Annotated in this window: 32 protein-coding genes and 1 pseudogene; 16 read left to right on the forward strand and 17 right to left on the reverse strand. The window is 72.5% G+C overall.

Going from position 1 to position 24964, the window contains the following annotated elements; translation table 11 throughout:
- Positions 1-78: 78 nt before the first annotated feature.
- Together ACZ7OH_RS22440 and ACZ7OH_RS22445 are read left to right on the forward strand one after the other, a co-directional pair.
- Positions 79-270, forward strand: coding sequence for a hypothetical protein (locus ACZ7OH_RS22440; RefSeq protein ID WP_470282526.1), 192 nt, complete (start codon positions 79-81; stop codon positions 268-270).
- A complete protein-coding gene (locus ACZ7OH_RS22445) occupies positions 267-527 on the forward strand; it encodes a pyridoxamine 5'-phosphate oxidase family protein (RefSeq protein WP_470282527.1) in 261 nt (86 codons plus the stop codon). The genes ACZ7OH_RS22440 and ACZ7OH_RS22445 overlap by 4 nt, the downstream gene beginning before the upstream one ends.
- On the opposite strand, the gene ACZ7OH_RS22450 is transcribed toward ACZ7OH_RS22445, so the two are convergent.
- Positions 524-1681, reverse strand: coding sequence for an ROK family transcriptional regulator (locus ACZ7OH_RS22450; protein ID WP_470282528.1), 1158 nt, complete (start codon positions 1679-1681; stop codon positions 524-526). The two genes, ACZ7OH_RS22445 and ACZ7OH_RS22450, sit on opposite strands and share 4 nt — an antisense overlap.
- 142 nt (positions 1682-1823) lie before the next feature.
- Here ACZ7OH_RS22450 and ACZ7OH_RS22455 point away from each other — a divergent pair, with 142 nt between their 5' ends.
- Positions 1824-2564 (forward strand): DUF427 domain-containing protein, encoded by a 741-nt coding sequence (locus ACZ7OH_RS22455; RefSeq protein ID WP_470282529.1) that lies wholly within the window; start codon positions 1824-1826, stop codon positions 2562-2564.
- Between the two features lie 4 nt (positions 2565-2568).
- On the opposite strand, the gene ACZ7OH_RS22460 is transcribed toward ACZ7OH_RS22455, so the two are convergent.
- Together ACZ7OH_RS22460 and ACZ7OH_RS22465 are read right to left on the reverse strand one after the other, a co-directional pair.
- Positions 2569-3849 (reverse strand): carotenoid oxygenase family protein, encoded by a 1281-nt coding sequence (locus ACZ7OH_RS22460; protein WP_470282530.1) that lies wholly within the window; start codon positions 3847-3849, stop codon positions 2569-2571.
- Positions 3846-4406 (reverse strand): hypothetical protein, encoded by a 561-nt coding sequence (locus tag ACZ7OH_RS22465; protein WP_470282531.1) that lies wholly within the window; start codon positions 4404-4406, stop codon positions 3846-3848. Before ACZ7OH_RS22465 ends, ACZ7OH_RS22460 begins: the two co-directional genes overlap by 4 nt.
- 90 nt (positions 4407-4496) lie before the next feature.
- On the opposite strand from ACZ7OH_RS22465, the gene ACZ7OH_RS22470 reads away from it, so the two are divergent.
- Entirely contained in the window at positions 4497-5009 is a 513-nt protein-coding gene (locus ACZ7OH_RS22470; protein ID WP_470282532.1) for a PadR family transcriptional regulator, read from the forward strand.
- A gap of 31 nt (positions 5010-5040) precedes the next feature.
- On the opposite strand, the gene ACZ7OH_RS22475 is transcribed toward ACZ7OH_RS22470, so the two are convergent.
- Entirely contained in the window at positions 5041-5796 is a 756-nt protein-coding gene (locus ACZ7OH_RS22475) for a zf-HC2 domain-containing protein (RefSeq protein WP_470282533.1), read from the reverse strand.
- Here ACZ7OH_RS22475 and ACZ7OH_RS22480 point away from each other — a divergent pair.
- Positions 5795-6346 carry a sigma-70 family RNA polymerase sigma factor gene (locus tag ACZ7OH_RS22480; protein ID WP_470282534.1) on the forward strand — a complete coding sequence of 184 codons (552 nt, stop codon included), beginning with the start codon at positions 5795-5797 and terminating at the stop codon, positions 6344-6346. The two genes, ACZ7OH_RS22475 and ACZ7OH_RS22480, sit on opposite strands and share 2 nt — an antisense overlap.
- On the opposite strand, the gene ACZ7OH_RS22485 is transcribed toward ACZ7OH_RS22480, so the two are convergent.
- The 4 genes from ACZ7OH_RS22485 to mgrA form a co-directional block, all read right to left on the reverse strand.
- The gene (locus tag ACZ7OH_RS22485) at positions 6343-6618 is read right to left on the reverse strand and encodes a cyclic-phosphate processing receiver domain-containing protein (RefSeq protein WP_470282535.1); all 276 of its coding nucleotides are present in this window, start codon (positions 6616-6618) and stop codon (positions 6343-6345) included. The two genes, ACZ7OH_RS22480 and ACZ7OH_RS22485, sit on opposite strands and share 4 nt — an antisense overlap.
- On the reverse strand, positions 6615-7478 hold the full coding sequence (locus ACZ7OH_RS22490) for a TIGR03564 family F420-dependent LLM class oxidoreductase (protein WP_470282536.1): 864 nt from the start codon (positions 7476-7478) through the stop codon (positions 6615-6617). The genes ACZ7OH_RS22485 and ACZ7OH_RS22490 overlap by 4 nt, the downstream gene beginning before the upstream one ends.
- A 16-nt stretch (positions 7479-7494) precedes the next feature.
- Entirely contained in the window at positions 7495-8160 is a 666-nt protein-coding gene (locus ACZ7OH_RS22495) for a TetR/AcrR family transcriptional regulator (protein WP_470282537.1), read from the reverse strand.
- Positions 8161-8246: 86 nt separating this feature from the next.
- Positions 8247-9275 (reverse strand): L-glyceraldehyde 3-phosphate reductase, encoded by a 1029-nt coding sequence (mgrA, locus tag ACZ7OH_RS22500; RefSeq protein ID WP_470282538.1) that lies wholly within the window; start codon positions 9273-9275, stop codon positions 8247-8249.
- Between the two features lie 63 nt (positions 9276-9338).
- Between mgrA and ACZ7OH_RS22505 the strand changes: the two genes are divergently transcribed.
- Together ACZ7OH_RS22505 and ACZ7OH_RS22510 are read left to right on the forward strand one after the other, a co-directional pair.
- Entirely contained in the window at positions 9339-10220 is an 882-nt protein-coding gene (locus ACZ7OH_RS22505) for an AAA family ATPase (RefSeq protein WP_470282539.1), read from the forward strand.
- On the forward strand, positions 10217-11584 hold the full coding sequence (locus ACZ7OH_RS22510; protein ID WP_470282540.1) for a vWA domain-containing protein: 1368 nt from the start codon (positions 10217-10219) through the stop codon (positions 11582-11584). Before ACZ7OH_RS22505 ends, ACZ7OH_RS22510 begins: the two co-directional genes overlap by 4 nt.
- Here ACZ7OH_RS22510 and add read toward each other — a convergent pair.
- The gene (gene add, locus ACZ7OH_RS22515) at positions 11562-12527 is read right to left on the reverse strand and encodes an adenosine deaminase (RefSeq protein WP_470282541.1); all 966 of its coding nucleotides are present in this window, start codon (positions 12525-12527) and stop codon (positions 11562-11564) included. The genes ACZ7OH_RS22510 and add overlap by 23 nt on opposite strands.
- A 128-nt stretch (positions 12528-12655) precedes the next feature.
- Between add and ACZ7OH_RS22520 the strand changes: the two genes are divergently transcribed.
- Entirely contained in the window at positions 12656-12877 is a 222-nt protein-coding gene (locus ACZ7OH_RS22520) for an antitoxin (RefSeq protein ID WP_086672874.1), read from the forward strand.
- Position 12878: 1 nt separating this feature from the next.
- On the opposite strand, the gene recQ is transcribed toward ACZ7OH_RS22520, so the two are convergent.
- Both recQ and ACZ7OH_RS22530 read right to left on the reverse strand, forming a co-directional pair.
- Positions 12879-14714 (reverse strand): DNA helicase RecQ, encoded by a 1836-nt coding sequence (gene recQ, locus ACZ7OH_RS22525; RefSeq protein WP_470282542.1) that lies wholly within the window; start codon positions 14712-14714, stop codon positions 12879-12881.
- Between the two features lie 60 nt (positions 14715-14774).
- On the reverse strand, positions 14775-15368 hold the full coding sequence (locus ACZ7OH_RS22530; RefSeq protein ID WP_470282543.1) for a hypothetical protein: 594 nt from the start codon (positions 15366-15368) through the stop codon (positions 14775-14777).
- A 50-nt stretch (positions 15369-15418) separates the two neighbouring features.
- Here ACZ7OH_RS22530 and ACZ7OH_RS22535 point away from each other — a divergent pair, with 50 nt between their 5' ends.
- On the forward strand, positions 15419-15859 hold the full coding sequence (locus ACZ7OH_RS22535) for a DUF6314 family protein (RefSeq protein WP_470282544.1): 441 nt from the start codon (positions 15419-15421) through the stop codon (positions 15857-15859).
- On the opposite strand, the gene ACZ7OH_RS22540 is transcribed toward ACZ7OH_RS22535, so the two are convergent.
- Together ACZ7OH_RS22540 and ACZ7OH_RS22545 are read right to left on the reverse strand one after the other, a co-directional pair.
- Entirely contained in the window at positions 15840-16727 is an 888-nt protein-coding gene (locus ACZ7OH_RS22540; protein WP_470282545.1) for an SDR family oxidoreductase, read from the reverse strand. The genes ACZ7OH_RS22535 and ACZ7OH_RS22540 overlap by 20 nt on opposite strands.
- Before the next feature lie 28 nt (positions 16728-16755).
- Positions 16756-17496 carry an SDR family oxidoreductase gene (locus tag ACZ7OH_RS22545; RefSeq protein ID WP_470282546.1) on the reverse strand — a complete coding sequence of 247 codons (741 nt, stop codon included), beginning with the start codon at positions 17494-17496 and terminating at the stop codon, positions 16756-16758.
- A gap of 238 nt (positions 17497-17734) precedes the next feature.
- Here ACZ7OH_RS22545 and ACZ7OH_RS22550 point away from each other — a divergent pair, with 238 nt between their 5' ends.
- From ACZ7OH_RS22550 to ACZ7OH_RS22560, 3 genes are all read left to right on the forward strand, one after another.
- The gene (locus ACZ7OH_RS22550) at positions 17735-18415 is read left to right on the forward strand and encodes a hypothetical protein (RefSeq protein WP_470282547.1); all 681 of its coding nucleotides are present in this window, start codon (positions 17735-17737) and stop codon (positions 18413-18415) included.
- A 2-nt stretch (positions 18416-18417) separates the two neighbouring features.
- Positions 18418-18987, forward strand: coding sequence for a hypothetical protein (locus ACZ7OH_RS22555; RefSeq protein WP_470282548.1), 570 nt, complete (start codon positions 18418-18420; stop codon positions 18985-18987).
- A 71-nt stretch (positions 18988-19058) separates the two neighbouring features.
- Positions 19059-19568 (forward strand): mycothiol transferase, encoded by a 510-nt coding sequence (locus ACZ7OH_RS22560; protein WP_470282549.1) that lies wholly within the window; start codon positions 19059-19061, stop codon positions 19566-19568.
- Here ACZ7OH_RS22560 and soxR read toward each other — a convergent pair.
- Positions 19565-20044 (reverse strand): redox-sensitive transcriptional activator SoxR, encoded by a 480-nt coding sequence (gene soxR / locus ACZ7OH_RS22565; RefSeq protein ID WP_470282550.1) that lies wholly within the window; start codon positions 20042-20044, stop codon positions 19565-19567. The genes ACZ7OH_RS22560 and soxR overlap by 4 nt on opposite strands.
- A 98-nt stretch (positions 20045-20142) precedes the next feature.
- On the opposite strand from soxR, the gene ACZ7OH_RS22570 reads away from it, so the two are divergent.
- The 3 genes and pseudogenes from ACZ7OH_RS22570 (at position 20143) to ACZ7OH_RS22580 (ending at position 21318) form a co-directional block, all read left to right on the forward strand.
- Positions 20143-20736, forward strand: a complete 594-nt coding sequence (locus ACZ7OH_RS22570) for an NADPH-dependent FMN reductase (protein ID WP_470282551.1) — start codon at positions 20143-20145, stop codon at positions 20734-20736.
- A 34-nt stretch (positions 20737-20770) separates the two neighbouring features.
- Positions 20771-21073: pseudogene (locus ACZ7OH_RS22575) on the forward strand (class I SAM-dependent methyltransferase); the annotation flags it as partial.
- 47 nt (positions 21074-21120) lie between these two features.
- Positions 21121-21318, forward strand: coding sequence for a hypothetical protein (locus ACZ7OH_RS22580; RefSeq protein ID WP_470282610.1), 198 nt, complete (start codon positions 21121-21123; stop codon positions 21316-21318).
- Between the two features lie 7 nt (positions 21319-21325).
- Here the strand turns inward: ACZ7OH_RS22580 and ACZ7OH_RS22585 are convergent, their stop codons facing one another.
- From ACZ7OH_RS22585 to ACZ7OH_RS22595, 3 genes are all read right to left on the reverse strand, one after another.
- Positions 21326-21814: a hypothetical protein gene (locus ACZ7OH_RS22585; RefSeq protein WP_470282552.1), complete on the reverse strand. Its 489-nt coding sequence runs from the start codon at positions 21812-21814 to the stop codon at positions 21326-21328.
- A complete protein-coding gene (locus ACZ7OH_RS22590; RefSeq protein WP_470282608.1) occupies positions 21811-23163 on the reverse strand; it encodes an ATP-binding protein in 1353 nt (450 codons plus the stop codon). The genes ACZ7OH_RS22585 and ACZ7OH_RS22590 overlap by 4 nt, the downstream gene beginning before the upstream one ends.
- Before the next feature lie 65 nt (positions 23164-23228).
- Positions 23229-23918 (reverse strand): response regulator, encoded by a 690-nt coding sequence (locus ACZ7OH_RS22595; RefSeq protein WP_470282553.1) that lies wholly within the window; start codon positions 23916-23918, stop codon positions 23229-23231.
- 110 nt (positions 23919-24028) lie between these two features.
- Here ACZ7OH_RS22595 and ACZ7OH_RS22600 point away from each other — a divergent pair, with 110 nt between their 5' ends.
- Positions 24029-24925, forward strand: a complete 897-nt coding sequence (locus ACZ7OH_RS22600) for a phosphatase PAP2 family protein (RefSeq protein ID WP_470282554.1) — start codon at positions 24029-24031, stop codon at positions 24923-24925.
- Positions 24926-24964 lie beyond the last annotated feature (39 nt).

The raw sequence follows: 24964 nt of genomic DNA on the forward strand, positions 1-24964 counted from the left end.
CTCGGCGCCGGACTCCGTCTCCAGTTCTTCCTGAAGTTCCTCCCTGAGCGCGCGAGTGGCCTCGACGGCGGTCCGCGCGTGCTCGGTCAGGTGCAGGAGCTTGGTGCGCGCGTCGGCGGGGTCGGGTTCGCGGCTGAGCAGTCCCCGGCGTTCGAGATCGGCGACGGCCTTCGACGCGGCCAGGACGTGCTGGATGACGACGCCGTCGTTGAACCGGAGGTCGCCGAGACCCCGGCCGGCGAGCCGCCGCCGTCTGGTGCACGCTGGTGACCTTCGACGGCCCGGGCCGGCCGCGGTCGCGGGTGGTCCACCCGATCCGGGAGCGGGGCGCCCTCGGGCTGACGGGATGGCTCTTCACCCGCCAGACGCCGCTGAAGGTGGCGCACCTGGCGGCGACACCGTACGTGTCGTGCTCGTATTGGGACCCGCGGCACGAAGTGGAGGTGGCGGAGTTCGCCGACGACGAGCCGTCGCGGAAGTACCTGTGGGAGCTCTTCGCCTCGACTCCGGAGCCCCGCGCGGCCTAAGCCGCCCCGACGCGGCGGTCGAAGACCAGGCCCTCGGCCGCCCGCAGTCCCACGCTGATCGCGCCCGTCAGCACCGCGTCCTCGCCCAGCTCGCCCTGGACCACCTTCGGCACCAACGGCGTGAACGCCCGCAGCGCCCGGTCCAGCGGCTCCAGCAGCAGGTCCGCCGCCGTCCCCATCCCGCCGCCCAGCACGATCAGCTCCGGGTCGATCACCGCCGCCACCGAAGCCACCGTGTACGCCAGCCGGTCGGCCTCCGCCTCCAGGGCCTGCTTCGCCAGTTCGTCGCCTTCGCGGGCCAGGCGGAACACCTCGCGGGCCGATTTCGCCGTCCCCAAGCCGAGTTCGCGGGCGCCGCGGACCACCGACTGGGCCGCCGTCGCCTCCTCCAGGTGACCGCGGGCCGGGGGCGTGCCGTCCTCCGACGACGAGCGCGTGCGGCCGTACGGGAGGTAGCCGATCTCGCCGGCCGCGCCCGTCGCGCCGCGGAACACCCGGCCGTCGACCATCATGCCCATGCCGACGCCCGTGCCGATCGTGATGCAGCCGAACACCGACGCCCCGCGCGCGGCGCCGCTCTCGCCCTCGCCGACCGCCGTCAGGTTGGCGTCGTTCTCCACCATCAGGTCCGGGCCCAGCGCGGCTTCGAGGTCGTCGATCAGCCCGGCCCGGCCCCAGCCCGGCAGGTTCGGCGCGTGCCGGAAGCAGCGCTTCTCCGGGTCGGCGACGCCGGGGGAGCCGACCACGCGGACAACGATGTCGGCGGCCGACAGCCGTGCCTCCGCGACCGCCGAAGCCGCGATCTTGCCGACCGCCGTCACCAGCGCCGCCCCGGAGCGGGCGCTGTTGCGCTCGTCCCGGCGGGCCACGATCCTGCGGCCGAGGTCCGACACCGCGACGCGGATGTGCTCGCGCCCGATGTCGACGCCCAGCACGTACCCCGCAGTCGGGTCGGCCTCGTACAGCACCGCCGAGCGGCCGGTGCCGGTCGACGTCTGCCCGGTCGGGCGCGCCAGCCCGGCGGCTTCGAGCGCCAGCAGGGCCTGGCTCACCGTCGGCTTCGACAGCCCGGTTTCCTTCGCCACCTGCGGGCGCGTCGCCGCGCCGCTGCGGCGCAGCAGGTCGAGCACCGCCCGCTGGTTGATCTTGCGCATCCCGGCGGGGGTCCCGACCGTTGGAGCATCTACGCCGGCCACCCGTGCCCGCCTCCACTCGTCCTCGTACTTCCTGCCACGCTAGCCGCCCGAACCCCGGTTTCGCCGGAATACGCCCGCTTCGGGACCCGTTGACCGGGGCATGAGCACTCCGGTACGCGGCCGGGTCCGCGTGGCACAAGGCGCGAAGCGGGTGCGGGTGTTCCTCGGCGGGCAGGTCGTCGCGGACACGGTGCACCCCCTTCTGGTGTGGGAAGTCCCGTACTACCCCACGTACTACTTCCCGCGCGCGGACGTCGTGAGCGGCGTTCTCGCCCCCTCCGGCCGGACGTCGCACTCGCCCAGCCGCGGAGAAGGTGTTCGGTCGACGATAAAGGTTGGCCGAGCCGAGGCGGTGGACGGCGCGCTGGAATACCCGGATTCGCCGATCGAGGAGCTGCGGGACCACGTCCGCTTCGAGTTCGGCGCCTTCGACTGGTTCGAAGAGGACGAGCAGATCTTCACGCACCCGCGTGACCCCGGCGTGCGCGTCGACATCCTGCCGAGCTCGCGCCACGTGCGGATCGAGGTCGACGGCGTCACCGTCGCCGACACCGTGCGGCCGCACCTGCTCTTCGAGACCGGGCTGCCGACCCGCTACTACCTGCCCCGCGTGGACGTCCGGATGGACCTCCTCGAGAAGATCGACACGGTGACGCACTGCCCGTACAAGGGCGCCGCGGAGCACTTCGACGTGGCCGGGCACGCCGACCTCGCCTGGAGCTACCCGACGCCGCTGCCGGAGAGCGAGCGCGCCGCCGGCCTGGTGGCGTTCCTCGACGAGAAGGTCGACGTCTTCGTCGACGGCGTCCGGCAGGAGCGGCCGAAGACGAAGTTCGCCTGAGCGCTCACGCGTCCGGCAGCCAGTTCCCGTGGAAGCCCGCGGGAACGCGCCGCGGGAGGTGGACGGCCGCCACGGGCTCCGCGGCGACGGCGCCGGCGTCGAGCACGACGAGGTCGCTGCGGTCTTCCGCCGCGTCGTAGACGTAGGTGAGCAGCCAGCCTTCGCCGTGCTCCGCCGGGACGAACACCGCTTCGCCGGGAACGCGCCCGGCCCCGAAGACGTGCTCGGCCGAGGTGCCCGCGTGCAGGTCGTGGCGGCGCAGGACGCCGCGGCCGGTGACGTGGCCGAAGCGCGCGTCGGACCCGGCGAGCCGGTCGTCGATGCGGGGGAACTCGGCCGGCCGGTCGTCGAGCCGGTCTTCGGTCACCGTGCCGGCGGCGAGGTCGATCGTCCAGCGCCACAGCGACGCCGGCGGGTCCTCGTGGCCGGCCCACCACTGGTGGTCGTAGCGCAGGACGTGCACGACGATCCGCCCGTCCGGGGTGTCGAACGCGTTGAGCGTGTGGAAGACGTAGCACGGCTCGATCTCCAGCCAGCGCACCCCGGCTTCGGGCCGGTCGCGGCGCAGCACGCCGAGCCGGGCGCCGTAGCCCGCGTCCCACCGGTAGGGCATGCCCCGGCCGACCGACGCCCGGTCGAAAACGACGGGCAGGTCGTAGAACACCGCGTGCTCGTTCGTCAGCGCGAAGTCGTGCATCATCGTCAGCCCCGGCACGTCGATCGGCTGCTTCACGACGAGCTTCCCGGCCGCGTCGGCGCGGTAGTAGCTCACGTGCGGCGCGGTGATGCTGCCGTAGCCGAAGAAGTGCAGCTCCCCGGTCACCGGGCAGATCTTCGGGTGGGCGGTCATCGAGTCGGCCAGCTCGCCGCCGAAGTCGTAGGCGCCGACGGTCTCGAGGTCCGTCGTGATCTCGTACGGCAGCGACGACTCGACGAGCGCGAGCGTGCGGCCGGCGTGGTTGACGACGTGGGTGTTCGCGGCGCTCGCGTGCAGGTTCCGCGTGCCGTTTTCGTTGTACAGCTCGAGATCCGGGTCCGCGAAGCTGTCGGTGCGCACCCACCGGTTGCGGTACCAGGCGGCCCGGCCGGCTTCGAGGCGGACGCCGTGGACCATGCCGTCGCCGGTGAACCAGTGCTTGCTGTCCCCGCGCGGGTTGGGGCCGTTGCGCAGGTACCAGCCGGTCAGCTCGGGCGGCAGCGCGCCGGTCACCGGGAGGTCGAACGCGGTCAGCTCGTCGTGGACGGGCGCGTAGGCGCCGGTGAGGTGGAACGCGGAGGTCGTCATGCGGCTTCCTGGGCGCGGGCGCGCACGCTGCGCGGGTAGCGGATGGTGAAGGCGACGGGGGCCGCGAAGCAGGCGACCTTGAGCGCGATCAACGCCGCCGTCGCGTGCGGCGCGTAGTTCAGCAGCGCGATGCCGGCGAGGCCGCCGACGGTGAAGCTGATCGCCCAGACGAGCGTGATGATCACGTTGACCCGCTTGAAGATCGGGTTGTCCCAGAACTTCTCCGGCGTCGTCGTGCGGGCGATGCCGAGGGTGAACGGCTGTCCGATGGCGAGCGAGCCCCAGGCGGTGAGTGCCAGCCACGCGTCGGTGAGCGCGCCGGTGTAGGTCTTCAGCGGCGACGCCGGGAAGATGAAGGCGACGGCGGTGAGCAGCGCGAAGAAGGTGAAGCCGCTCCACTCGAGGATCAGCGTGTCGGCTTTGCGGCCGTCGCGGCGGGCCAGCAGCAAGAGGGCGGCGGAGATCGCCAGGCCGGTGAGCCCGGACCAGCGCCAGTCGAACTGCGTCGCGACCACGGCGAACGCTATCCACGGCAGCAGGCTCTTCAGGTAGTTCACGGCGGGTCCTTCCCGACATTCCAACTTTGACATGTCGAAACTAGAAGCTGCTGAGTCGACATGTCAAGAGTGGAATGTCATGATGGCGGTATGAGCCTTCGACACGCGGTGCTCGGGATGCTGGCCGACGAGCCGGGAAGCGGCTACGACCTGCTGAAACGCTTCGAGCGGGCGATGGCGAGCGTCTGGCCGGCGACGCAGAGCCAGCTCTACGGCGAGCTCGGCAAGCTGGAGAGCGCGGGCATGATCCACGTCCAGGCCGAGGGCCCACGCGGGCGCAAGGAGTACGAGATCACCGACGCCGGGCTCGCCGAGCTGCGGCACTGGCTGATCGAGGTCGACCCGGGCGGCCCTCCGCGCAGCGCGGGCCTGCTGCGCGTGTACTTCCTCGGCTCGGTCTCCCCGGAGCAGGCACGCGGCTACGTGGCGACGATGGGCGAGGCGGGGAGGGAGCGCGAGAAGCGGCTGGAGGAGCTGGAGGGCTCGATCGACTGGGGGGACGACAACCAGTCGGTCTACGGCCGGCTCGTCCTGGAGTGGGGGAAGCGCTTCTCGGTCATGCAGAGGGAGTGGGCGGAGTGGGCGGTCAAGCAGATCGAATGACCGGCGTATAACGCCCTATTCGGCGGTTCTTTCAGGCCGCGTGCCGGCCGTGGGCCTGGCGGCGGAAGAGGCGCGGCCGCGGCCGTCCCGCCGGGGCGTCCACAGTGGACCCGGACACCGTCGGGCCGCCGTCGTCGGCCGTGGCTGCCGGTAGCGGTGCGCCGCCGTGGTCGCGGTGACCGCGGTGCACCGTCCACAGCAGCGCCAGGCCCAGCACGACCAGGACGTGCGTCGCGAGCCGCGCGAGCGTCACCTGGCCCGCCGCCAGGTCACCCGCCGACAGCGCCAGCAGGACCCCGACGAACCCGGCCAGTACCGGCAGCTGGCCGCCCGCCGTCCGGGGCCGCGCCACCGCCGTCAGCAGGCCGATCCCGATCGCCAGGTTCCACGCGCCGCTCTCGTGGCCGAGGTGGGCGAGGCCGTGCTCGCCGTCGGTGCCGAGCAGCTGCGCGAAGGCCAGGCCGAGCTGCCCGATCGCCACCAGGGCCAGCGCGATCCGCGGCCCCCAGCCCTCACCGGACGGCGCCGGCGTCCGCTCGAGGATCGCCGCCGTGAGGTCCGGGACGGGCGGCGCCGGGCGCAGCACCATCGCGCGGCGCAGGTCGGACGCGGCCGCGAACCACTCCCGGCACGCCGCGCAGCCGTCCAGGTGCCGGTCGACGCCGACCGGCTCGTCTTCGCCGTCCAGCCGGGCCGAAAGCCCTTCGCGGCACTCCTCGCACTTCACCTCCCAGTAGTCGGACGGCGGGTCCCGGAGGTTCCCGGTTACTGCTACGTTCCGGATCATGACCCGCGGTGAAGACGACGAACGCGTCACGGGACTGGCCATGGCCGCCGGCCGCGGCGACCGGCGTGCCCTCGACGAGTGGGTCCGCGCGACGCAGGCCGACGTCTGGCGCTTCCTCGCCCACCTCACCGACGCGGCCGCGGCCGATGACCTGACCCAAGAGACCTACCTTCGCGCTTTCGGCAGCCTTCGCCGCTTCGCCGGACGCTCGTCGTCGCGGACGTGGCTGCTGTCCATCGCGCGCCGGGTGGTCGTCGACCAGATCCGGGCCGCCGGCGCCCGCCCCAAGATCGCCGACACCGACTGGGAAACCGCCGCCGAACGCACCCGCGACCCCGCGGCCGGCTTCGAGGAGCTCGTCGAGCTGGGCCTGCTGCTCGACGGCCTCGAACCGGAGCGGCGCGAAGTCCTCGTGCTGACCCAGGTCCTCGGCCTGTCCTACGCCGAGGCCGCCGACGTCTGCGGCTGCCCGGTCGGCACGGTCCGCTCCCGCGTCGCCCGCGCCCGCGACGACCTGGTCCAGGCCCGCCGCGCCCGCGGCGCCGGCTAGCGGACGCCCGGCCCGTACCGCCGCGCCATCCCGACGAGCCACTCCCGGCCCACCGGGTTGGCCGTGTGGACGCGCACTTCCGGCGGCCACCGGTCGTTTTCGCACAGCCACAGCACGACCGGGCGGGTCGTGTCGTCGCCGCCGAGGTCGTGGTCCAGGGAGATCGCCGTGAACTCGCCGGCGGCGAGCAGCTCGATCGCCGCGGCGCTCGACTTCGCCCACGTCCAGCCCGGCGGGGCGGGGCGCAGGTCGTCCACCCAGAGGCCGGTCATGCCGCGAGCAGTTCGCGGGTGCGGGCCTGCTCCGCGGGCGACCCGAACGGCATCACCAGCAGCTCGGTCGCGCCGGCGTCTTCGAGCGATTTCACCTGGCGGCGCACGGTTTCCTCGTCCCCGACGATGACGCTGTCCGACACGCGCGCGTAACCATCGCGGTCCAAAATGGACCGATAGGCGGGAACCTGAGCCGCCGCGCCATAGGTCTCCTCCACCCACGACCGGCGTTCGTCCACTTCGGACGTCACGCAGATCAGCTGACCGGAGACCACCCGGCGGCCGGCGCCGAGCGTCGGCGCCACGAATTCGCCGGTCGCCCGCGGTCCGGCCCACGTCGTGATCACGCCGTCGGCCAGCTCGCCCGCCAGCCGCGTCGAACCCGGGCTCACCGAGCCGACCAGGACGGCCGGGCGGGACGCGCCCGGCGTGGTCAGGCCGCCCGCCGCCGTCAGCGATTCGCCGTGGACGTCCGCTTTTTCCCCGCGCAGCAACGGGTTCAGCGCTTCGAGGTACTCGCGCAGGTGCCGCAGCGGGCGATCGTAGGAGTACCCGAACTCCCGCTCGACGATGTGCCGGTGGCTCAGCCCGACGCCGAGGTGGACCGGCGCACCGGTCGCGGCCTGGACGGTCAAAGCCTGGGCGGCCATCGTGATCGGGTGGCGCGGGTACGTCGGCACGACGCACGTCCCCAGTTCGACGCCGGTCACCCCGAGTGCGGGCAACGCCGTGAGCGCGTCCCAGCCGCCGCGTTGCGCCAGCCATAGCGTGCCGTAGCCCAGCTTCGCGGCTTCGCGTGCCTGCGCGCGCATGCCGTCGAAGCCGACTCCCAGTTCGTCGATCAGGATGCCGGTGCGCATGGTGTCCTCCCAGGTTTCAGTACGCGCGCTCGAGCTGCTTCCGGTCGAGCGCGGCGGATTCGGTGAACAGCGCGACCACCCGCGGCGCGACGGCCCGCAGCCGCATCGTCGAAACCGCGACCGGCTCGAAGGCGTGCGCGACCGTGTCGGCGAGCAACGCCGGTGGCGGCGGGGGAGTCTCGACGAGGAAGCCGTGCAGCACGGCCCGGTAGGCGACGGCGAGCTCCCGGGGCGGCCGGTCGGTGCGCAGCAGGTCGTTCGCCGCCAGCAGTTCGAGGTACTCGACGAAGGCTTCGTCGTGGCGCGGGTCGAGCTTGGCGTGCAGCTTCGGCAGGAGCTTCCCGAGCGTGCCGGCGTCGTCGGCGTGCCCGGCGTGCAGCAGCGGCCGCCCCAGCACGTTCGCGTACTGGACCTCGGTCAGCGTCGACAGCCGCGCGGCGAGCGGGTCGGCGTCCACCGCCCGGACGAGGTCTTCGATGCTGCGCACGGACTCCCGGAGCAGCACGGCGAGGAACAGCTCCTCGCGGTTCTTCCAGTGCAGGTAGACGGTCCCCTTGCCGACGCCGGCGCGCTCGGCGACGTCCTCGATCGTCGTGCGCCGGTAGCCGGCTCGCAGCAGCAGTTCGGCGGCCGCGTCGAGGATCCGTTCGGCTCGCTCGGCGCGGTCTTCGGCAGGAGGCACTCGGCCATCATATGACCAGATTCGAAATCTGGTCAAAGGTTAACCCGGAAAACGGCGGGACGCGCGCAGCGCCCCGCCGCCGGGCCTCAGGCGTCCGAGGACCGCTTCCAGAGGTTGATGTCCGCGTCGGTCGCGTGCCCGTCGATCTCGGTCAGCTCCTCGGAGGAGAAGTCGAGGTTGTCGAGCGCGCCGACGTTGTCTTCGAGCTGCTTGACGCTGCTGGCGCCGATCAGCGCCGACGTCACGCGGCTGTCGCGCAGCACCCAGGCGAGCGCCAGCTGCGCCAGTGACTGGCCGCGCCGGGCCGCGATGTCGTTGAGCGCGCGGACGCGGTTCAGCCGGTTCTCGTCCAGCGTGTCCGGGTCGAGCGACTTCCCCTGCGCCGCCCGCGAATCCGTCGGGACGCCCTTCAGGTACTTGTCGGTCAGCAGCCCCTGCGCGAGCGGCGAGAACGCGATGCAGCCGGCGCCCACCTCTTCGAGGGTGTCCAGGAGGCCGTCCTCTTCGATCCAGCGGTTCAGCATCGAGTACGACGGCTGGTGGATCAGCAGCGGCGTGCCGAGCTCGCGCAGGAGCCGCGCGGCCTCGGCGGTCCGCTCCGAGCTGTACGACGAAATCCCGACGTAAAGCGCTTTCCCGCCGCGGACGGCGGAGTCGAGCGCCCCGACCGTCTCCTCCAGGGGCGTCTCGGGGTCGAACCGGTGCGAGTAGAAGATGTCGACGTAGTCCAGGCCCATGCGGCCGAGCGACTGGTCCAGTGAGGACAGCAGGTACTTGCGGGAGCCCCACTCGCCGTACGGGCCGGGCCACATGTCGTAGCCCGCCTTGGTGGAGATCACCAGCTCGTCGCGGTAGGGCTTGAAGTCGGTGGCCAGCAGCCGCCCGAAGTTCTCCTCGGCCGAGCCGTACGGCGGGCCGTAGTTGTTGGCCAGGTCGAAGTGCGTGATGCCGAGGTCGAACGCGCGGCGCGTGATGTCGCGCTGGGTCTGCAGGGGCTTGTCGTGGCCGAAGTTGTGCCACAGCCCGAGCGAGATCGCGGGCAGCTTGAGCCCGGAACGCCCGCAGCGGCGGTAGGGGATCGTTTCGTATCGGCCGGAAGCGGCAACGTAGGTCACGCGGCCGATGCTAGCCCGAAGGTCGGGTACGCTCCTGGTGAGCGACCGCTTAGGAGGCACGTGGTGGGCACCGGATTCTTCACCTCCGTCGACGACGTGTCGGCCAAACTGGCCGAGGCCGGTTACCTGGCGTCGACGGCCGTGGCGACCACGGTGTTCCTCGCCGACCGGCTCGGCAAGCCGCTGCTGGTCGAGGGCCCCGCCGGCGTCGGCAAGACCGAGCTCGCCAAGGCCGTCGCGCAGGTCAGCGGCTCGCGGCTGGTGCGCCTGCAGTGCTACGAGGGCATCGACGAGGCCCGCGCGCTGTACGAGTGGAACCACGCGAAGCAGCTGCTGCGGATCACCGCCGGCCGCGACGAGACCTGGGAGCAGGCCCGCACCGACATCTTCGGCGAGGAGTTCCTGCTGCGCCGCCCGCTGCTGACGGCGATCTCGTCCGACGAGCCGACCGTGCTGCTGATCGACGAGACCGACAAGGCGGACATGGAGGTCGAGGGCCTGCTGCTGGAGGTGCTCGGCGACTTCCAGGTCACCGTGCCGGAGCTGGGCACGATCACCGCCACGCGCGCGCCGTTCGCCGTGCTGACGTCCAACGCGACGCGCGAGCTGTCCGAGGCGCTGCGCCGCCGGTGCCTGTTCCTGCACATCGACTTCCCGGACGAGGACCTCGAGCGCGACATCGTCCGGCTGAAGGTCCCGGGCATCGACGCGGCGCTCGCCGATTCCGTCGTCCGGGTGATCGCCGCGCTGCGCGCGATGGACCTGCGCAAGCTCCCCTCGGTCGCCGAAACGATCGACTGGGCGCGCACGCTGCTCGCGCTCGGCGCCTCGACCCTGGACGAGCAGGTCGTCCGCGAGAGCCTCGGCGTCGTCCTCAAGCACCAGGACGACATCGCCAAGGCCGGCGCCGGCCTGAAGCTCGAACAGGTCCTGGACGCGTCGTGACCGGCGGCGTGCCGGAGCGGCTCGCGTCGTTCGTCAAGGCACTGCGGGCCCAGGGCATCCCGGCCGGGCCCGCCGAGACCGTCGACGCCGCCGCCGCGCTGGAAGTCCTCGGCATGGACGACCGCTCGCTCGTCCGGGAAGGCCTGGCCGCGGCGCTGGTCCGCCGCGGCGGGCAGCGCGCGGTGTTCGACGCCGCCTTCGACCTGTACTTCCCGGCCGGGATCGGCACGCCCGAGCGGGCCTGCGAGGACCAGCCGTCGACGCTGGAGGAGCTGCGCGAAGAGCTCGCCACCGCGCTGGCCGACGGCGACCAGCAGGCGCTGGCCCAGCTCGCCGGGCTCGCGGTCGACATGCTGGGCCAGTACGGCTCGGCGTCCGGACCCGGTGGCGGCTTCTCGGCCCACCAGACGCTGGAGCGGCTCCAGCCGCAGACGCTCATCGCGCGAGTGCTGGCCGCGGTGCGCGGTGGTGGCGCGCGCGGCGAGTTCACCGACCGGCTCGACCGCGACGAGATCCGCCGCCGCGTCGAGGGGTTCCGCGGGCAGGTCCGCACCGAGGCGCGCCGGCGTGCCGCCGAGGTCCGCGGCCGCGAGCGCGTCGCCAAGCACGCGATCGCGCCCGCGCCCGACCGCGTCGACTTCCTCATCGCCAGCCGCAACCAGCTCGCCGAGCTGCGGCGCACGATCCAGCCGCTGTCCCGCAAGCTCGCGACGCGCCTCGCCGCCCGCCGCAAGCGCACCACGCGCGGGCAGATCGACCTGCGCCGCACGCTGCGGCGGTCGCTGTCGACCGGCGGGGTCCCGCTGCGCCCGGCCTACCGCCACCGGCGGCCCGGCCGGCCGGAGATCGTGCTGCTGTGCGACCTGTCCGGGTCGGTGGCGGGCTTCGCGAACTTCACGATGCTGCTGGTGCAGGCGCTGCGCGACCAGTTCAGCAAGATCCGCGTGTTCGCGTTCGTCGACAGCGCCGACGAGGTCACCCACCTGGTCACCACCGGCGTCGCGGACCCCGAGCACCTGGGCGCGCGCATGCTGTCCGAAGCGGCGCTGGTGCGCTGGGACGGCCACAGCGACTACGGCGGCTCGCTGCGCCAGTTCACCACGAACTGGCTGGACGCTGTGGGCCCGCGGACGTCGGTGCTGATCCTCGGCGACGCCCGCACCAACGGCGGCGACCCCAACCTCGACGCGGTCCGCCAGATCAAGGCCCGCGCCCGGCACGTCTACTGGCTGAACCCCGAGCGGCGGTCCCTGTGGTCGACCGGCGACTCGGCGGCGCTGGAGTACGCCGAGGTCGTCGAGATGCACGAGTGCCGCACGGTGCACCAGCTCGGCACGCTGGTCACCCGCCTGCTGCCGGTGTGAGCCAGGCGTCGATGTCTTCGAGGGCCTTCCGCTTCGTCGCTTCGGGGGCGAAGGACGCCGTGACGCTCGCCCGCGCGAAGCCGGCCATCGCGGTGTCGTCGTAACCGAAGGCGTCGCGGACGCGTGCGTACTCCGCGGCCAGGTTCGCGCCGGTGACCGACGGGACGTCGGTGTTGAGCGTGACCGTCAGCCCGGCCTCGACCAGCCGGGGGAGGGGGTGCCCGGGTAGCGACGGGACCAGCCCGAGCGTCACGTTCGACGACGGGCAGACCTCCAGCGCGAGCCCTCGTTCGCGCACCTCGGCGACGAGCGACGGGTCCTCGAGGACGCGGATGCCGTGGCCGAGCCGTTCGGTGCGGCCGATGTCGAGGGCCTCGCGGATGCTGTCCGGGCCGGCGTCCTCGCCGGTGTGGTGCAGCAGGTGGATGCCCGCTTCGCGCGCCTTCTCGAAGACCGTCGCGAAAGGACGGAGGGAGTGGTTCTCCTCGCCCGCCATGCCGATCGCGAAGACTTCGTCGTACTTCAGCGCGAGGTCGAGGGTGCGCTCGGCGCGGTCGACGGGACGGCGTCGCGAATGGTCCAGCACGAGCCGGGTTTCGAGCCCGGACAGTCCCTTGAGGACGGATGCCAGCGGCATTTCGAGGTCGCCCAACCGCTCCCCGTGCGAGGCGGCGGTGAACGTGACTTCGGCGTAGCGCGTACCTTGGGCGAGCTCGTCTTCGCAGTATTCGCGGGCGATGCGCTCGAAGTCCTCGGGCTGCTGGAGACAGGCCCGGATGAGCGCGTTGTAGTCGGCGAACGCGCGAAAACCGGCGAACTCCGGCGGTTCGGCGGGGACGGCGACGCCGTTCGCCTCGCCGAGTTCACGGAGCGTGCCCGGCCGGATCGTGCTCTCCAGGTGGACGTGCAGGTGGGCCTTCGGCAGGGCCGCCAGGTCGCGCATGAACCCGACCCTAGAGGCCGCCGGGCGCCGCTCGCGCGGCATTTTTGTTTGGCCCCCGTCACACGGGGAACCTCGGGGTGGTTCGTCCGCGTTGTCAGGATGACCGCACACCGACGAGGGAGACGACCATGGCTTTCCTGCGCAAGCTCACCGTGCTGGCCGGCGCGGCCGGCGCCGCCCGCGCGTACGCCAAGAAGAACCCCGAAAAGGTGAACGGGGCCGTCGGCAAGGCGGCCAAGTTCGTCGACGACAAGACCAAGGGCAAGTACCACGAGCAGATCGCCGGCGCGGTCCGCAAGGTCAACTCGGTGACCGGCCCGGACGGCCGCCCGGGTCCGGCCGCCCGGTAGGTCACTCCGCCGTCAGGACCTCGAGGACGCCCTCGCCGTACTTGGCGAGCTTGTTCTCGCCGACGCCGCTGACCGTGCCCAGCTCGGGCAGGGACGACGGCCGCTGCGTGGCGATCTGGCGCAGGGTCGCGTCGTGGAAGATGACGTAGGCGGGGACGCCCTGCTCCTTCGCGACGCCGGCGCGCCAGGCCCGCAGGCGCTCGAACAGCGGGGCCGCTTCCGCGGGCATGTCCGCCGCGGGGGCGGCCTTCCGCGCGCTGCGGACCCGGGCGGCCGCGGCGCGCTCGGGCTCGCGGCGCAGCAGCACCTCGCGTCCGCCGCCCAGCACCTCGGCACTGGCCTCGGTGAGCACCAGCGAGCCGTAGTCGCCTTCGACGGCCAGCAGGCCCTGGGCCAGCAGCTGCCGGACCACCGCGCGCCACTCCGGCTCGCGCAGCTCGGTGCCGATGCCGAACGTCTTGAGCGTGTCGTGCTGGAACTGCGTGACCTTCGGCGTCGACTTGCCGAGCAGGATGTCGATCACCTGCCCCGCACCGAACTTCTGGCGCCGCTCGTTGCGCAGCCGCACGATCGTCGAGAGCAGCTTCTGCGCCGGGATCGTGCCGTCCCACTTCTCCGGCGGGTTCAGGCACGTGTCGCAGTTGCCGCAGGGCTCGGCCTTTTGCCCGAAGTAGTTGAGGATCTGCACGCGCCGGCATTCCACCGTCTCGCACAGCGCGAGCATCGCGTTCAGGTGCGCGGCCTGGCGCCGCCGGTGTGCCTCGTCGCCCTCGGACGTGTCGATCATCTTGCGCTGCTGCACGACGTCCTGCAGCCCGTACGCGAGCCACGCGGTGGACGGCAGCCCGTCCCGTCCCGCGCGTCCGGTCTCCTGGTAGTAGCCCTCGACGGACTTCGGCAGGTCGAGGTGCGCGACGAACCGGACGTCCGGTTTGTCGATGCCCATCCCGAACGCGATCGTGGCGACCACGATCAGGCCGTCCTCCCGCAGGAACCTCGACTGGTGCTTCGCGCGGGTGCGCGCGTCGAGGCCCGCGTGGTAGGGCACGGCCGGGATCCCGTTCTGCATCAGGAACTCCGCGGTCTTCTCGACCGAGTTCCGGGACAGGCAGTAGACGATCCCCGCGTCCCCCTTGTGCTCGGTCTGCAGCAGCTCGAGCAGCTGCCGCTGCGGCGAGTTCTTGCCGACGATCCGGTACTGGATGTTCGGCCGGTCGAAGCTGGCGACGAAGTGGCGGGCTTCGTCGAGCTTCAGCCGGGCCGAGATCTCCTGGTGCGTGGCCTCGGTCGCCGTCGCGGTCAGCGCGATCCGCGGCACGTCCGGCCAGCGTTCGTGCAGCGACGACAGCGCCAGGTACTCCGGCCGGAAGTCGTGGCCCCACTGGGAGACGCAGTGCGCCTCGTCGATCGCGAACAACGCGATCTTGCCGCGGTCGAACAGCCGCGCGGTGGACTCCATCGACAGCCGTTCCGGCGCCAGGTAGAGCAGGTCGAGCTCGCCGGCCAGGAACGCCGACTCGACCTCCTGGCGAGCCGCGTAGTCCTGCGTGGAGTTCAGGAACCCCGCGCGGACACCGGCGTTGCGTAGCGCGTCGACCTGGTCCTGCATCAGCGCGATCAGTGGCGAGACCACCACGCCCACGCCCGGCCGCACCAGCGCGGGGATCTGGTAGCACAACGACTTCCCGCCACCGGTGGGCATCAGCACGAGCGCGTCGCCGCCGGCGACCACGTGCTCGACGATCGCCGCCTGGTCGCCGCGGAAGCTGTCATAACCGAACACGCGCCGGAGGGTCTCCAGCGCGTCGGACACGGTTGCCGTCTCGGGGGCTGCCACGCGGCCGAGTCTAGAGCCGCGGTCCGACAACTTCCGGCCGCCCTCGCCGGCGCAGCGGGATCAGAGCCGATCGCCGAGCAGCCGGGCGAGGGCGACGTAGACCTCTTCGCGGATCGTGTGCAGGTCCAGCACCCCGGCCCGGGTCTGGCCGTGGCTCGTCTTGGTGACGACGATCCGCGTCTGCTGTTCCGCGATCCCGTCGATCTCCTGGTCGGGTCCCGGACAGTGGAACGCGGCGTCGCCGACGCCCGGAACGGCCACCGACGGTTTCGCGCACGTCTTGGCGATGTCGGCCGAGAGCGTCCGCGGTGACCGGCCCGCGGGCACGAGGATCCGCAGCTGGAACGCGGCGGCGTCGTGGAACTTGCTCTGGTAGGTGCACCGGAACGAGTCCTTCTCCGCCGGCTGCTCGACGGCGGTCGCCGACCAGCTGCCGCCGATCGCCTGCGTGATGTCGTCGACCGTGACGAACGGGCAGGCCGCGGTGACCTTCGCCGGCGAGACGAACGCGGGCGTCGCCGGCGGGCTGGTGGTGGGGTGCGGCGTCGGTGCGTGGGTGGTCGTGGCCGGCGGCGGGGCCGGGGCCGGTGGGCCGGAACAGGCGGTGACGCAGGCGAGCACGCCCACGGCGGCCATCCCCTTCGCGAAGCGCATGATCAGAACCTAGCCCCGGGCGGTCACGGGCGGATGACACACTGGACCGGATGGACGCGTACTTCCCGGTTCCCGATCTCGCCGCGCATTTCGCCGGCCAATGGCGGTTCGACCGGGAAATCCGCACCGCCGAAGGCGATCCGGCCGGGGACGTCACCGGCACCGCCGTCTTCACCGAGGAAGACGGCATCCTCGTCTACCGCGAAGCCGGCGAACTGCGGCTCGGCGGGTACACCGGGCCGGTGACGCGCGAGCTGCACTACCGGCCCACCGCGCCCGGCCGCGCCGACGTGCACTTCGACCACGGCGGGTTCTTCCACGCCGTCGACCTGCGTGCCGGGCACTGGGAAGCGGACCACCCCTGCCGCGACGACTTCTACCGCGGGAGCTACCGCGTGCTCGACGCGCGCCGCTGGCGGCAGGAGTGGGCGGTCCGCGGCCCGGCGAAGGACCACGTGATCGTCACCCGGTTCAGCCGGCCGCCGGGCTGAGCAGGTCGGCCAGGTCGATCCGGCGCAGGAACTCGCTCCGGACGCGGTCGCCGACCTCGGCCACCAGCCACCCGCCGTCGTCGGCCGGGTCGATGTGCACCCGGAACGGCCGTTTCCCCTTCGGCAGGTCGACCACGCGCGCCAGCTCCTCGGCGACGACGGCGACGTCCGCGTCCGCTGGGGTGATCTCGGCCAGTTTCGCCGCGACGTGGTCGGTCAGGCCCGCGTACCGCTCTTCGTAGGCCTTCGCGACGGCCTCATCGGCCGGGTGCCCGGAGTTCGGGAAGTGGTTGGTGCCCGCGGTGAACGCGCCCGGCACGACGATCGTGGTGTCGATCCCGAAGCGCGCGACCTCGGCGGCGTAGCTGACCGCGAGGCTGTCCATCGCCGCCTTCGCCGCGAAGTACGGCGCCAGGTAGGGCGGGGTGCCGCCGCGGACGCTGCTGCTCGACACCCACACCAGCAGCCCGTCTCCCTGGGCGCGCAGGTGGGGGAGGGCGGCGCGGTTGACGCGTTGGGTGCCGATCGCGTTGGTGTCGTAGAGCTGCGCGAGCTGCTCCGGCGTGAAGGCTTCGGCCGGGCCGAGCACCATGTGCCCGGCGTTGTGCACGACGACGTCCAGCCGGCCCCGCTCGGCCACGATCCGGGCGATGGCGGCGTCGGCCGAGTCCTGGCTGGTGACGTCGAGGTCGACCGTCCGCAGGTCGGCGCCGTGTTCGCGGGCGTACGCGGTGGCGGCTTCGACCTGGGGCGCGTTGCGGCCGCCGGGGTCGCGCATGCCCGCGTAGACGGTGTGCCCGGCGCGGGCCAGCGCCCGGGCGGAGAGGGCGCCGATCCCGCTGGAGGCGCCGGTGACGACGATGATCATGGTCTCTTCCTTCGCGCTCGGGGGATGCTCAGACGATGCCGCCGTTGGCGCGCAGCACCTGGCCGTTGACCCAGCGGGCCGGACCGGCGAGGAACGCGACGACCTCGGCGATGTCCTCGGGCCGGCCGAGCCGCTCGAGCGGCGGCTGCTTGGCCATCCGGTCGATGGTTTCCTCGTCCTTGCCGTCGAGGAACAGCGCGGTGGCCGTCGGGCCGGGCGCGACCGTGTTCGCGGTGATGTCGCGGCCGCGCAGCTCGCGCGCCAGGATCATGGTGATCGCCTCGACCGCGCCCTTGGTCGCGTTGTAGATGCCGTAGCCGGGCAGGTTCAGGCCGAGCACCGAGGTCGACGTCGTGATGACCGCGCCGCCCTCGCGCACGCGCCGCGCGGCCTGCTGGGCCACCGCGAACGTGCCGCGGATGTTGGTGCGGTGCACCCGGTCGAGGACCTCGAAGTCGGTGTCGGCGATCGGTGCCGGCGCGTTCATCACGCCGGCCAGGTGGGCGACGACGTCCACGCCGCCGAAAGTGGCTTCCGCGGTGTCGAACAGCTCCGCGACCGCGGCCGGGTCGGCCACGTCGGCGCGGACGGCGATCGCCCGGCCACCGCGCTCGGTGATGGCGTCGACCGCGGCCTGGGCTTCCTTCTCGTTGCCGGCGTAGTTGACGACGACGGCCATGCCGTCGGCGGCCAGGCGCTCGGCGACCTGGCGGCCGATGCCGCGGGAGCCGCCGGTGACGATCGCGACGCGGGTCTCGGTGGTGCTCATCGGTGCCTTCTTCCTGCTCGGGTAACACTGCTTCCGGCTTGCTGTTATCGACGATAGCAGTCGAATGGTAACAACGCTAGCCTTTGATTGTTATCGTCGTTACACCGCTGGGGGACCTCGGCATCCGGCGGTATCCGCGCGGCCGGTCGGCCGAATCGCGGATGAACACGGTTTTCGGCTCCCGGGTAGCGGGCACACCGAGCGCATCGGGGGCGAGATCCGTGAAGGAGATTGCGCAATGCCCACATGGCTGATCGTCGTGATCGTCGTCGTGGCCGTCGCGGTGCTCGGCGCTGTGATTTGGCTTGTGACACAGGAGATGCAGCGAAAACGGCTGCAAGAGCGGTTCGGGCCGGAGTACGAGCGGGTCGTCAAGGAGAGCGACAATCCCCGTGCGGCGCAACGGGAACTCGCCGAGCGCGAGCGCCGGCACAAGGAGCTCGACATCCGCCCGCTGTCGGCGTCGGCGCGTGAGCGCTACGCCCGGGAATGGGCGCAGGTGCAGGAAAAGTTCGTCGACCAGCCGGCCGAAGTGGTCAGCGAGGCGGACCAGCTCCTCGTGGCGCTGATGGGCGAACGCGGTTACCCGACCGAAGGCTACGAGCAGCAGGTGACGGACCTTTCCGTGCGCCACGCCAAGACGCTGGAGCACTACCGCGCCGCGCACACCACGCAGCAGAAGCGTGACGGAGCGTCCACTGAGGACCTGCGCGACGCGATGGTGCGCTACCGGACCGTCTTCGAGGACCTGCTGACCGACGGCGCCGACGACGAGCACCACGATCGGGACCACGAGCACGACCACCACGACCGCCGGAACGGCCACGACCACGACCGCGCCGACCGTGGTGATGACACCGCCAAGCAAGAGCACCAGGCGTCCGCGCAGCCGCGGACCGAGTGGAACGGAGGACGCTGACCATGACCGAGCACCTGACGCGGCACAGCACCGACCGCGACGACGACTTCGCCCACGATGACCTGTCCCACGAGGACGGCGCCCGTGACGACGTGTCCCGCCACGACGACGTGCGCGACGGCACCGCCGAGGCCCCCGACCAGGAGCGGACCGACTTCCGCGAGCCGGGTACCGACGAGGACCGCGGCACCGGCCAGGACCAGAACCTGAGCACCGCCGACCTGGCTTCGGCGTCGGCGGGCCCGGACACCACCGGGTCTGCCACGGACACCGCCGCGCCCGCGCGGTCGGGCGGCGACGTCGAGACGCCGCCGCTGATCGACGAGGACAAGGTCACCGGGTTCCGCGACCGCTGGCAGAACGTGCAGACCGGCTTCGTCGACGACCCGAAGCAGGCCGTGCAGCAGGCCGACGAGCTCGTCGCCGCCGTGATCAGCGCGCTGGCCACGACGTTCGCCGAGCACAAGGGTGACCTGGAAGCCCAGTGGCAGCAAGGGGAACCGGCCACCGAGGAGCTGCGGATCGCGCTGCGGCGCTACCGCTCGTTCTTCGACCAGCTGCTCCCGCGGTAGCGAGATCCGTTTGCCGGCGGGCATGATCGGGTAGCACGCCGGTGAACGGGTTCCGCAACGGGAGGCAGCCGATGAACGTGGCCGATCTGCTCATCGACGGGTTCGGCCGGGTCCGGGAGAACGTGCACGCAGCGGTGGAAGGGCTCACCGCCGAGCAGCTCCGGACCCGGCCGGCCCCCGAGGCCAACTCGATCGCCTGGTTGGTGTGGCACCTGACCCGGGTCCAGGACGACCACGTCGCGGACGTGGCCGGGACCGAGCAGGTGTGGACCGGCGAGGGCTGGCTTTCGCGCTTCGGCCTCCCGTTCCCAGCGGGCGACACCGGCTACGGCCACCGCCCGGCCGACGTCGAGGCGGTCCGGGTCGACGATCCCGCCCTGCTCACCGGCTACTACGACGCCGTGCACGAGCAGACCCTCCGGTTCGTGGAGAACCTCGACGACAAGGCCCTCGACCGGATCGTCGACGAGGCCTGGGACCCGCCGGTGTCCCTCGGCGTGCGGCTGGTGAGTGTCCTCGACGACGACATCCAGCACGCCGGGCAGGCGATGTTCGTCCGTGGCATGCTGGACCGCCGCTAGCCCTCGTAACCGTCGCCGCGGTGGTCGGCCAGGCGCTGCGGGCCGGGCCCGTCGGCGCCGAGCCGGTCGCCGGGGTTGGCGAGCCGGCACTTCGCCAGCGACATGCAGCCGCAGCCGATGCAGTCGGTGAGCTGGTCGCGCAGCTGTTCCATCTGACGGATCCGCGCGGTCAGGTCTTCCTGCCAGCACTTCGAGATCCGCGCCCAGTCGGCCCGGGTCGGCGTGCGGTCGTCGGGCAGGAGCGCGAGCACCTCCCGGATCGCCGACAGCGGCATGCCGACCCGCTGGGACATCCGGATGAAGGTCACCCGCCGCAGCGCGTCGCGGCAGTAGCGGCGCTGGTTGCCGGCGGTGCGGCGGCTGCGGATGAGGCCTTCGTCTTCGTAGAACCGCAGGGCCGACGCGGGCACCCCGCTGCGCCGCGCGAGTTCACCCACGCTCAGGTCGGGCAACGGCCGGGCTGTGGCGTTCACCATGCTTCCCAGCCAACCACACGCGCGTGCTTGACTTCAAGCGAGCTTGAAGTCTGATCCTGGCCCGGACGGCAACAACGCCGCTGTGCCAAGGAGGAAATGTGTCCGAAGCTCCTGTGCGGGTCGCGGTGATCGTGGGAAGTGTCCGGGAAGGACGGTTCGGCCCGGTGGTCGCGGACTGGCTGGCCGGCGTGGCGGGCGAGCACGGCGGGTTCGCGGTGGACGTGGTCGACCTGGCCGAGCCCGATCTGCCGATGGTGCTGCCGGCCTTCGGGGCGACGCCACCACCGGCGGTCGTCGCCGAGGTGGCAAAGGTGACGCCACGGCTCGAAGCGGCCGACGCGTTCGTCGTCGTCACCCCGGAGTACAACCACAGCTACCCGGCTTCGCTGAAGAACGCGATCGACTGGCACCGCACGGAATGGGCGGCCAAGCCGGTCGCCTTCGTCTCGTACGGCGGCATGTCGGGCGGCCTGCGCGCGGTCGAGCACCTGCGCCCGGTCTTCGCCGAGCTGCACGCGGTCACGATCCGCGAGACGGTCAGCTTCCACGGCGCCCACGCGCGCTTCGGACCGGACGGCACCCCGACCGACGACGGCGCGGCGGTCGCGGCGAAGACGATGCTCGACCAGCTGGGCTGGTGGGCCCGGTCGCTGACGGAGGCCCGCGCGGTCCGGCCGTACCCCGGAGCTTGACTTCACGGGCACTTGAAGGCCGACGATGGCGGGCATGACGTCGGAGCTGCTGGCGCGCCTCGACCTGGCGGACGCCCTCCCAGGCGCGGCCGAGCTGCGCGAAGCGACGTACGAGCTGTTGCGCTGCGGCCCGGGCGACCGGGTGCTGGACGTCGGCTGCGGCGGGGGACGGGCGGTCGCGGAGCTGTGCGCCCGCGGGGTACGCGCGTTGGGCGCGGATCGCGACCCGCGGATGCCGGCGCGAGGTGCGGCTTCGCCGGGCTTCCCGGCGCCTGCTTCCGCGGCCCGGGCGCGCGGGTCGTCTCCGCAGGCGGAGTTTGTCGAGGCCGACGTGCTCGGGTTGCCGTTCGCCGACGGCGAGTTCCGGGCTACCGCGCCGACAAGGTGCTGCACGCACTCGCCGACCCGGCGGCGGCCGTCGCCGAGGCCCGGCGGGTGCTGGCTCACGGGGGCCGGATCGTGCTGTGCGGGCAGGACTGGGACACCCTCGTCCTCGACTCGGACCGGCCGGCCCTGACCCGCGTGATCGTCCACGTCCGCGCCGACACCATCGCCGCCTCCGCCACCGGGTGTCCACAGTAGACGGTGCTCAGGACGCCTGGCACGCCTGGTACGGAAGCCGGACGTCGGGCCCGGAGACGGCGATCGTGCCGCCGACCGAGTCCCGGCCGTCGGCCGCCAGCGCCGCGAACGCCGTGCAGACCAGCTGGTTGACCCCGACGCCGGCGATCGGCTTCAGCGGGAACGAGACGGTGATCGTCGCCGGTGGCCCGGGCTCCAGCGTGATCGATCCGGCCCGGCGCGGCAGGGCCGTCACGTACCCGTCGGATCGCTCGGCTGCGGTCGGTCCGTCCAGCAGCATCGACAGCGCCGCTTCGACACCGACCGCCCCGCCGATCGGGCGCGTCACCGGGACCGCCCGCCCGTCGGTGACGAAGTAGAGGATCACTTCGGCGTCGCGCCCCGGGCTGCCCGGGTTGCGCAGCGTCGGCGCCGGCCCGGCGGTGACGACGCCGGTCGGCTTGACGCCGCACGCGCTGACCAGCAGCACCACGACGAGGACGAGGAGCCTCTTCACCGCGCCTCCTCGAACCGGGCTTCGCCGGGCAGGCGCAGCTCGAACCGGGCGCCGCTGCCGGTGTTGGCCGCGACGATGTCACCGCCGTGCAGCCGCGCGTTCTCGCGGGCGATGGACAGCCCGAGCCCGCTGCCTTCGGACCGCGCCCGGGACGTGTCCGCCTTGGCGAAGCGGTCGAAGATCCGGGGGAGCACCTCGTCGGGGATGCCGGGCCCGTGGTCGGTGACGGTCAGCACGACGGTTCCCTGGTCGGCCCGCAGCACCACCTCGACCGGCGGGGCGCCGTGCCGCAGCGCGTTGCCGACGAGGTTCGCCACGACGATGTCCAGCCGCCGCCGGTCGAGCGCCGCCGTGATCCCGGCCGGCAGGTCGGCGACGACGTCCGGCCCGGGTTCCCAGCCGCGCGCGGTGAGGCTGTCGGTGACCGCGGCGGCGACGTCCAGCTCCTCCCGGCGCAGCTCGGCCCGGCCGGCGTCGAACCGGGAGATCTCGATCAGGTCCTGCACGAGCCGCGTCAGCCGTTTCGTCTCCGCCGAGACCAGCCGCGCGGCCACCGCGGTGTCCGCCGGCAGCTGGCCGGCGTCCTCGTCGAGGACGTCGGTGACCGCGTTCATCGCCGCCAGCGGCGTCCGCAGCTCGTGCGAGACGTCGGCGACGAACCGCCGCGCGTCGGCCTCCATCGCGCGCAGCGTGCCGACCGTGCGCTCCAGCTCCGCCGCGGTGTTGTTGAACGTCGTGACCAGCTGCGCGAGCTCGTCGGAGCCCTTGACGCGCAGCCGCACGTCGAGCCGGCCGCGGCCGAGCTGGTCCGCCGCGGTGTTCAGCGCGCGCACCGGCCGCAGCACCTGCCGCGCCGCCAAGAGTGCCACCGCCACCGCGAGCGGGAGGGCCAGCGCGGCCGTCTGCCACGCCGTCCGGGACAGGTCCTCGATCGCGGTCTGCTGCTGGCCCAGCGGCGTTCCCGCGTAGACCTCGAGGCCGCTCGCCCGGCCCGACCCGGTCTGCACCGGGATCCCGACGAAGAACATCGGGAACCCCTGGATGTCGACCCGCTGGAACTGGATGTTCGTGCTGTTCGCCACGGCCTCCCGCAGCGCCCCCGGCACGTCCTGCGGCGCCATGCCCGACGACGAGTACAGGCCGTGGTAGACGACCAGCGCGCCGCTGGGCTTGAGCGCGGCCGCGAAGGCGTCGAGCGTGGCCTGGGTCGGCGGCAGCGACACAGTCGGCAGGTACGCGACGATCTGGTCGCGCAGCTTCAGCATCGTCTGGTCCTGGATGCCCTCGAGGATGGTGTTGCGCGCGGAGACGTAGCTCGCACCGGCCGCGGCGGTGGCGCCGAGGATCATGATGACCGCGAACGCGGCGACCAGCCGGGGCCGCAGCCCGGCGAGCCACGAGCGGATCCGCCGGATCACGACCGGCCGAACCGGTAGCCGAACCCCCGGACCGTCTGCACGTACTCCGGCTTTGCCGGTACGTCCTCGATCTTCGCCCGCAGCCGCTGCACGCACGCGTCGACGAGCCGCGAGTCGCCGAGGTAGTCGTGGTCCCAGACCGCGGAGAGGATCTGCTGGCGGCTGTACACCTGCCCGGGCGTGCGCGAGAGCTCCAGCAGCAGCTTCAGCTCGGTCGGGGTCAGCGACACCGCGGCGCCGCGCTTGGTCACCTCGAGCCCGGCCCGGTCGATCACCAGGTCGCCGTGGCGTTCCTCGGGTTCCGGCGGCTCGCCCGGCCGCTCGCTGACGGCCCGCCGCAGCACCGCCCGGATCCGCGCGTCCAGCACCCGGGGCTCGACCGGTTTGGCGACGTAGTCGTCCGCGCCCGCTTCGAGACCCGCCACGACGTCGAAGTCGTCGTTGCGCGCGGTGAGCATGATGATCGGGATCGGCCCGGACGCCCGCATCCGGCGGCAGGTCTCGAAGCCGTCCATGCCGGGCAGCATGAGGTCGAGCACGACGATGTCGGGCCGGTGCCGCACGAGCACCTCGATGCCGAGCTCACCCGATTCGGCGGTGTGCACCACGTGTCCCTGCCGGCGCAGGGCCAGTTGCAGTCCTTCCCGCACCGCCGCGTCGTCTTCTACCACCAGTACCTCGGCCACGGCGCCATTATTCGGAAAAGCGCACGTCGTGGCGACCCGGGCGGATCTTGTAGCGAAACCATGACATCGCGCTGACGGGATACCGAAATGCGGTCCCCAGACTCGGGGACATGGCAGTGACTATCTCCGAGACGCGACGCGCTCCCGCCCGCCCCGCGCTCGTGACCAGCGCCGTGTCCCGCACCGCCGTGCTCGCGGCGAGCGCGGCCGGGTTCGCCTTCGCCTTCGTCGCGGCCTACGTGCTGTTCGTCCGCACCGAAGCCGGCCGCAGCGTCGAGAACGGCGTCGTCCGCAGCGCGCAGGCGGCGGGGACCACAGTGGACTGGGCGGGCCCGCTGCGGCAGGCCGACCAGGTGATCCTGCTCGGCGGGGTGGCGGTGCTGGTGGTGGTGATCGCCCTGGTGCGGCGCCGGTTGGCGCTCGGCGTGACGGCCTTGTTCCTGCTCACCGCGCCACTGGTGGTGGCGCAGCTGCTCAAGCTGTACGTCCTGGACCGTCCGAGCACGGGCGACCGGTTCGGCGTCGCGAGCCACAACAGCTTCCCGAGCGGGCACGTCAGCGCGGCGATGGCCGTGCTGGTGGCCATCGCGATCGTCCTGCCCCGCCGCTACCGCCCGCAGGCCCTGGTGATCGGCGGCGTCGGCGTCGCCTGGGTCTCGGCCGCGGCGGTGGCGCTGGGCTGGCACCGGTTGAGCGACACCGTCGGCGGCTGCCTCCTGGTCGCCGCGGTCACCTGCGCCGGGGCGGCGGTGGTCTCCGCCCGCCGCCCCGACGGTGACCGTGTGCCGCCCCTGCCGGTGCTGTGCGGGTTGCTCGCGCCGGTGGCCGTGGTGCTGGCGGGCTACCTGGTGCTCGGGACGGCGACGTCCGGGGCCGCCCAGTTCGTCGCCGCGATGGTGCTCGCCGCGCTGTCGGCGATGGCGGTGGTGGTGCTGCTGGTGGGCCCGCTGCGGCGGGTGGCGTTCGACCCGGCCGAGGCCCGCGTCCGGCGGCTCCGGCGCCGCTGAGCCCGGCGGGCCAGTTTCGGCGGATTGGCCCGCGACAAC

Source organism: Amycolatopsis sp. NPDC114478, assembly GCF_055633805.1.

Coding starts and splice junctions, on each gene's coding strand:
- ACZ7OH_RS22450 (WP_470282528.1), bottom strand. CDS start 1,681: ATGCGCAAGATCAACCAGCGGGCGGTGCTCGACCTGCTGCGCCGCAGC.
- ACZ7OH_RS22455 (WP_470282529.1), top strand. CDS start 1,824: ATGAGCACTCCGGTACGCGGCCGGGTCCGCGTGGCACAAGGCGCGAAG.
- ACZ7OH_RS22460 (WP_470282530.1), bottom strand. CDS start 3,849: ATGACGACCTCCGCGTTCCACCTCACCGGCGCCTACGCGCCCGTCCAC.
- ACZ7OH_RS22470 (WP_470282532.1), top strand. CDS start 4,497: ATGAGCCTTCGACACGCGGTGCTCGGGATGCTGGCCGACGAGCCGGGA.
- ACZ7OH_RS22480 (WP_470282534.1), top strand. CDS start 5,795: ATGACCCGCGGTGAAGACGACGAACGCGTCACGGGACTGGCCATGGCC.
- ACZ7OH_RS22475 (WP_470282533.1), bottom strand. CDS start 5,796: ATGATCCGGAACGTAGCAGTAACCGGGAACCTCCGGGACCCGCCGTCC.
- ACZ7OH_RS22485 (WP_470282535.1), bottom strand. CDS start 6,618: ATGACCGGCCTCTGGGTGGACGACCTGCGCCCCGCCCCGCCGGGCTGG.
- ACZ7OH_RS22490 (WP_470282536.1), bottom strand. CDS start 7,478: ATGCGCACCGGCATCCTGATCGACGAACTGGGAGTCGGCTTCGACGGC.
- add (WP_470282541.1), bottom strand. CDS start 12,527: ATGCGCGACCTGGCGGCCCTGCCGAAGGCCCACCTGCACGTCCACCTG.
- ACZ7OH_RS22520 (WP_086672874.1), top strand. CDS start 12,656: ATGGCTTTCCTGCGCAAGCTCACCGTGCTGGCCGGCGCGGCCGGCGCC.
- ACZ7OH_RS22530 (WP_470282543.1), bottom strand. CDS start 15,368: ATGCGCTTCGCGAAGGGGATGGCCGCCGTGGGCGTGCTCGCCTGCGTC.
- ACZ7OH_RS22535 (WP_470282544.1), top strand. CDS start 15,419: ATGGACGCGTACTTCCCGGTTCCCGATCTCGCCGCGCATTTCGCCGGC.
- ACZ7OH_RS22540 (WP_470282545.1), bottom strand. CDS start 16,727: ATGATCATCGTCGTCACCGGCGCCTCCAGCGGGATCGGCGCCCTCTCC.
- ACZ7OH_RS22545 (WP_470282546.1), bottom strand. CDS start 17,496: ATGAGCACCACCGAGACCCGCGTCGCGATCGTCACCGGCGGCTCCCGC.
- ACZ7OH_RS22550 (WP_470282547.1), top strand. CDS start 17,735: ATGCCCACATGGCTGATCGTCGTGATCGTCGTCGTGGCCGTCGCGGTG.
- ACZ7OH_RS22555 (WP_470282548.1), top strand. CDS start 18,418: ATGACCGAGCACCTGACGCGGCACAGCACCGACCGCGACGACGACTTC.
- ACZ7OH_RS22560 (WP_470282549.1), top strand. CDS start 19,059: ATGAACGTGGCCGATCTGCTCATCGACGGGTTCGGCCGGGTCCGGGAG.
- soxR (WP_470282550.1), bottom strand. CDS start 20,044: ATGGTGAACGCCACAGCCCGGCCGTTGCCCGACCTGAGCGTGGGTGAA.
- ACZ7OH_RS22590 (WP_470282608.1), bottom strand. CDS start 23,163: ATGATCCTCGGCGCCACCGCCGCGGCCGGTGCGAGCTACGTCTCCGCG.
- ACZ7OH_RS22600 (WP_470282554.1), top strand. CDS start 24,029: ATGGCAGTGACTATCTCCGAGACGCGACGCGCTCCCGCCCGCCCCGCG.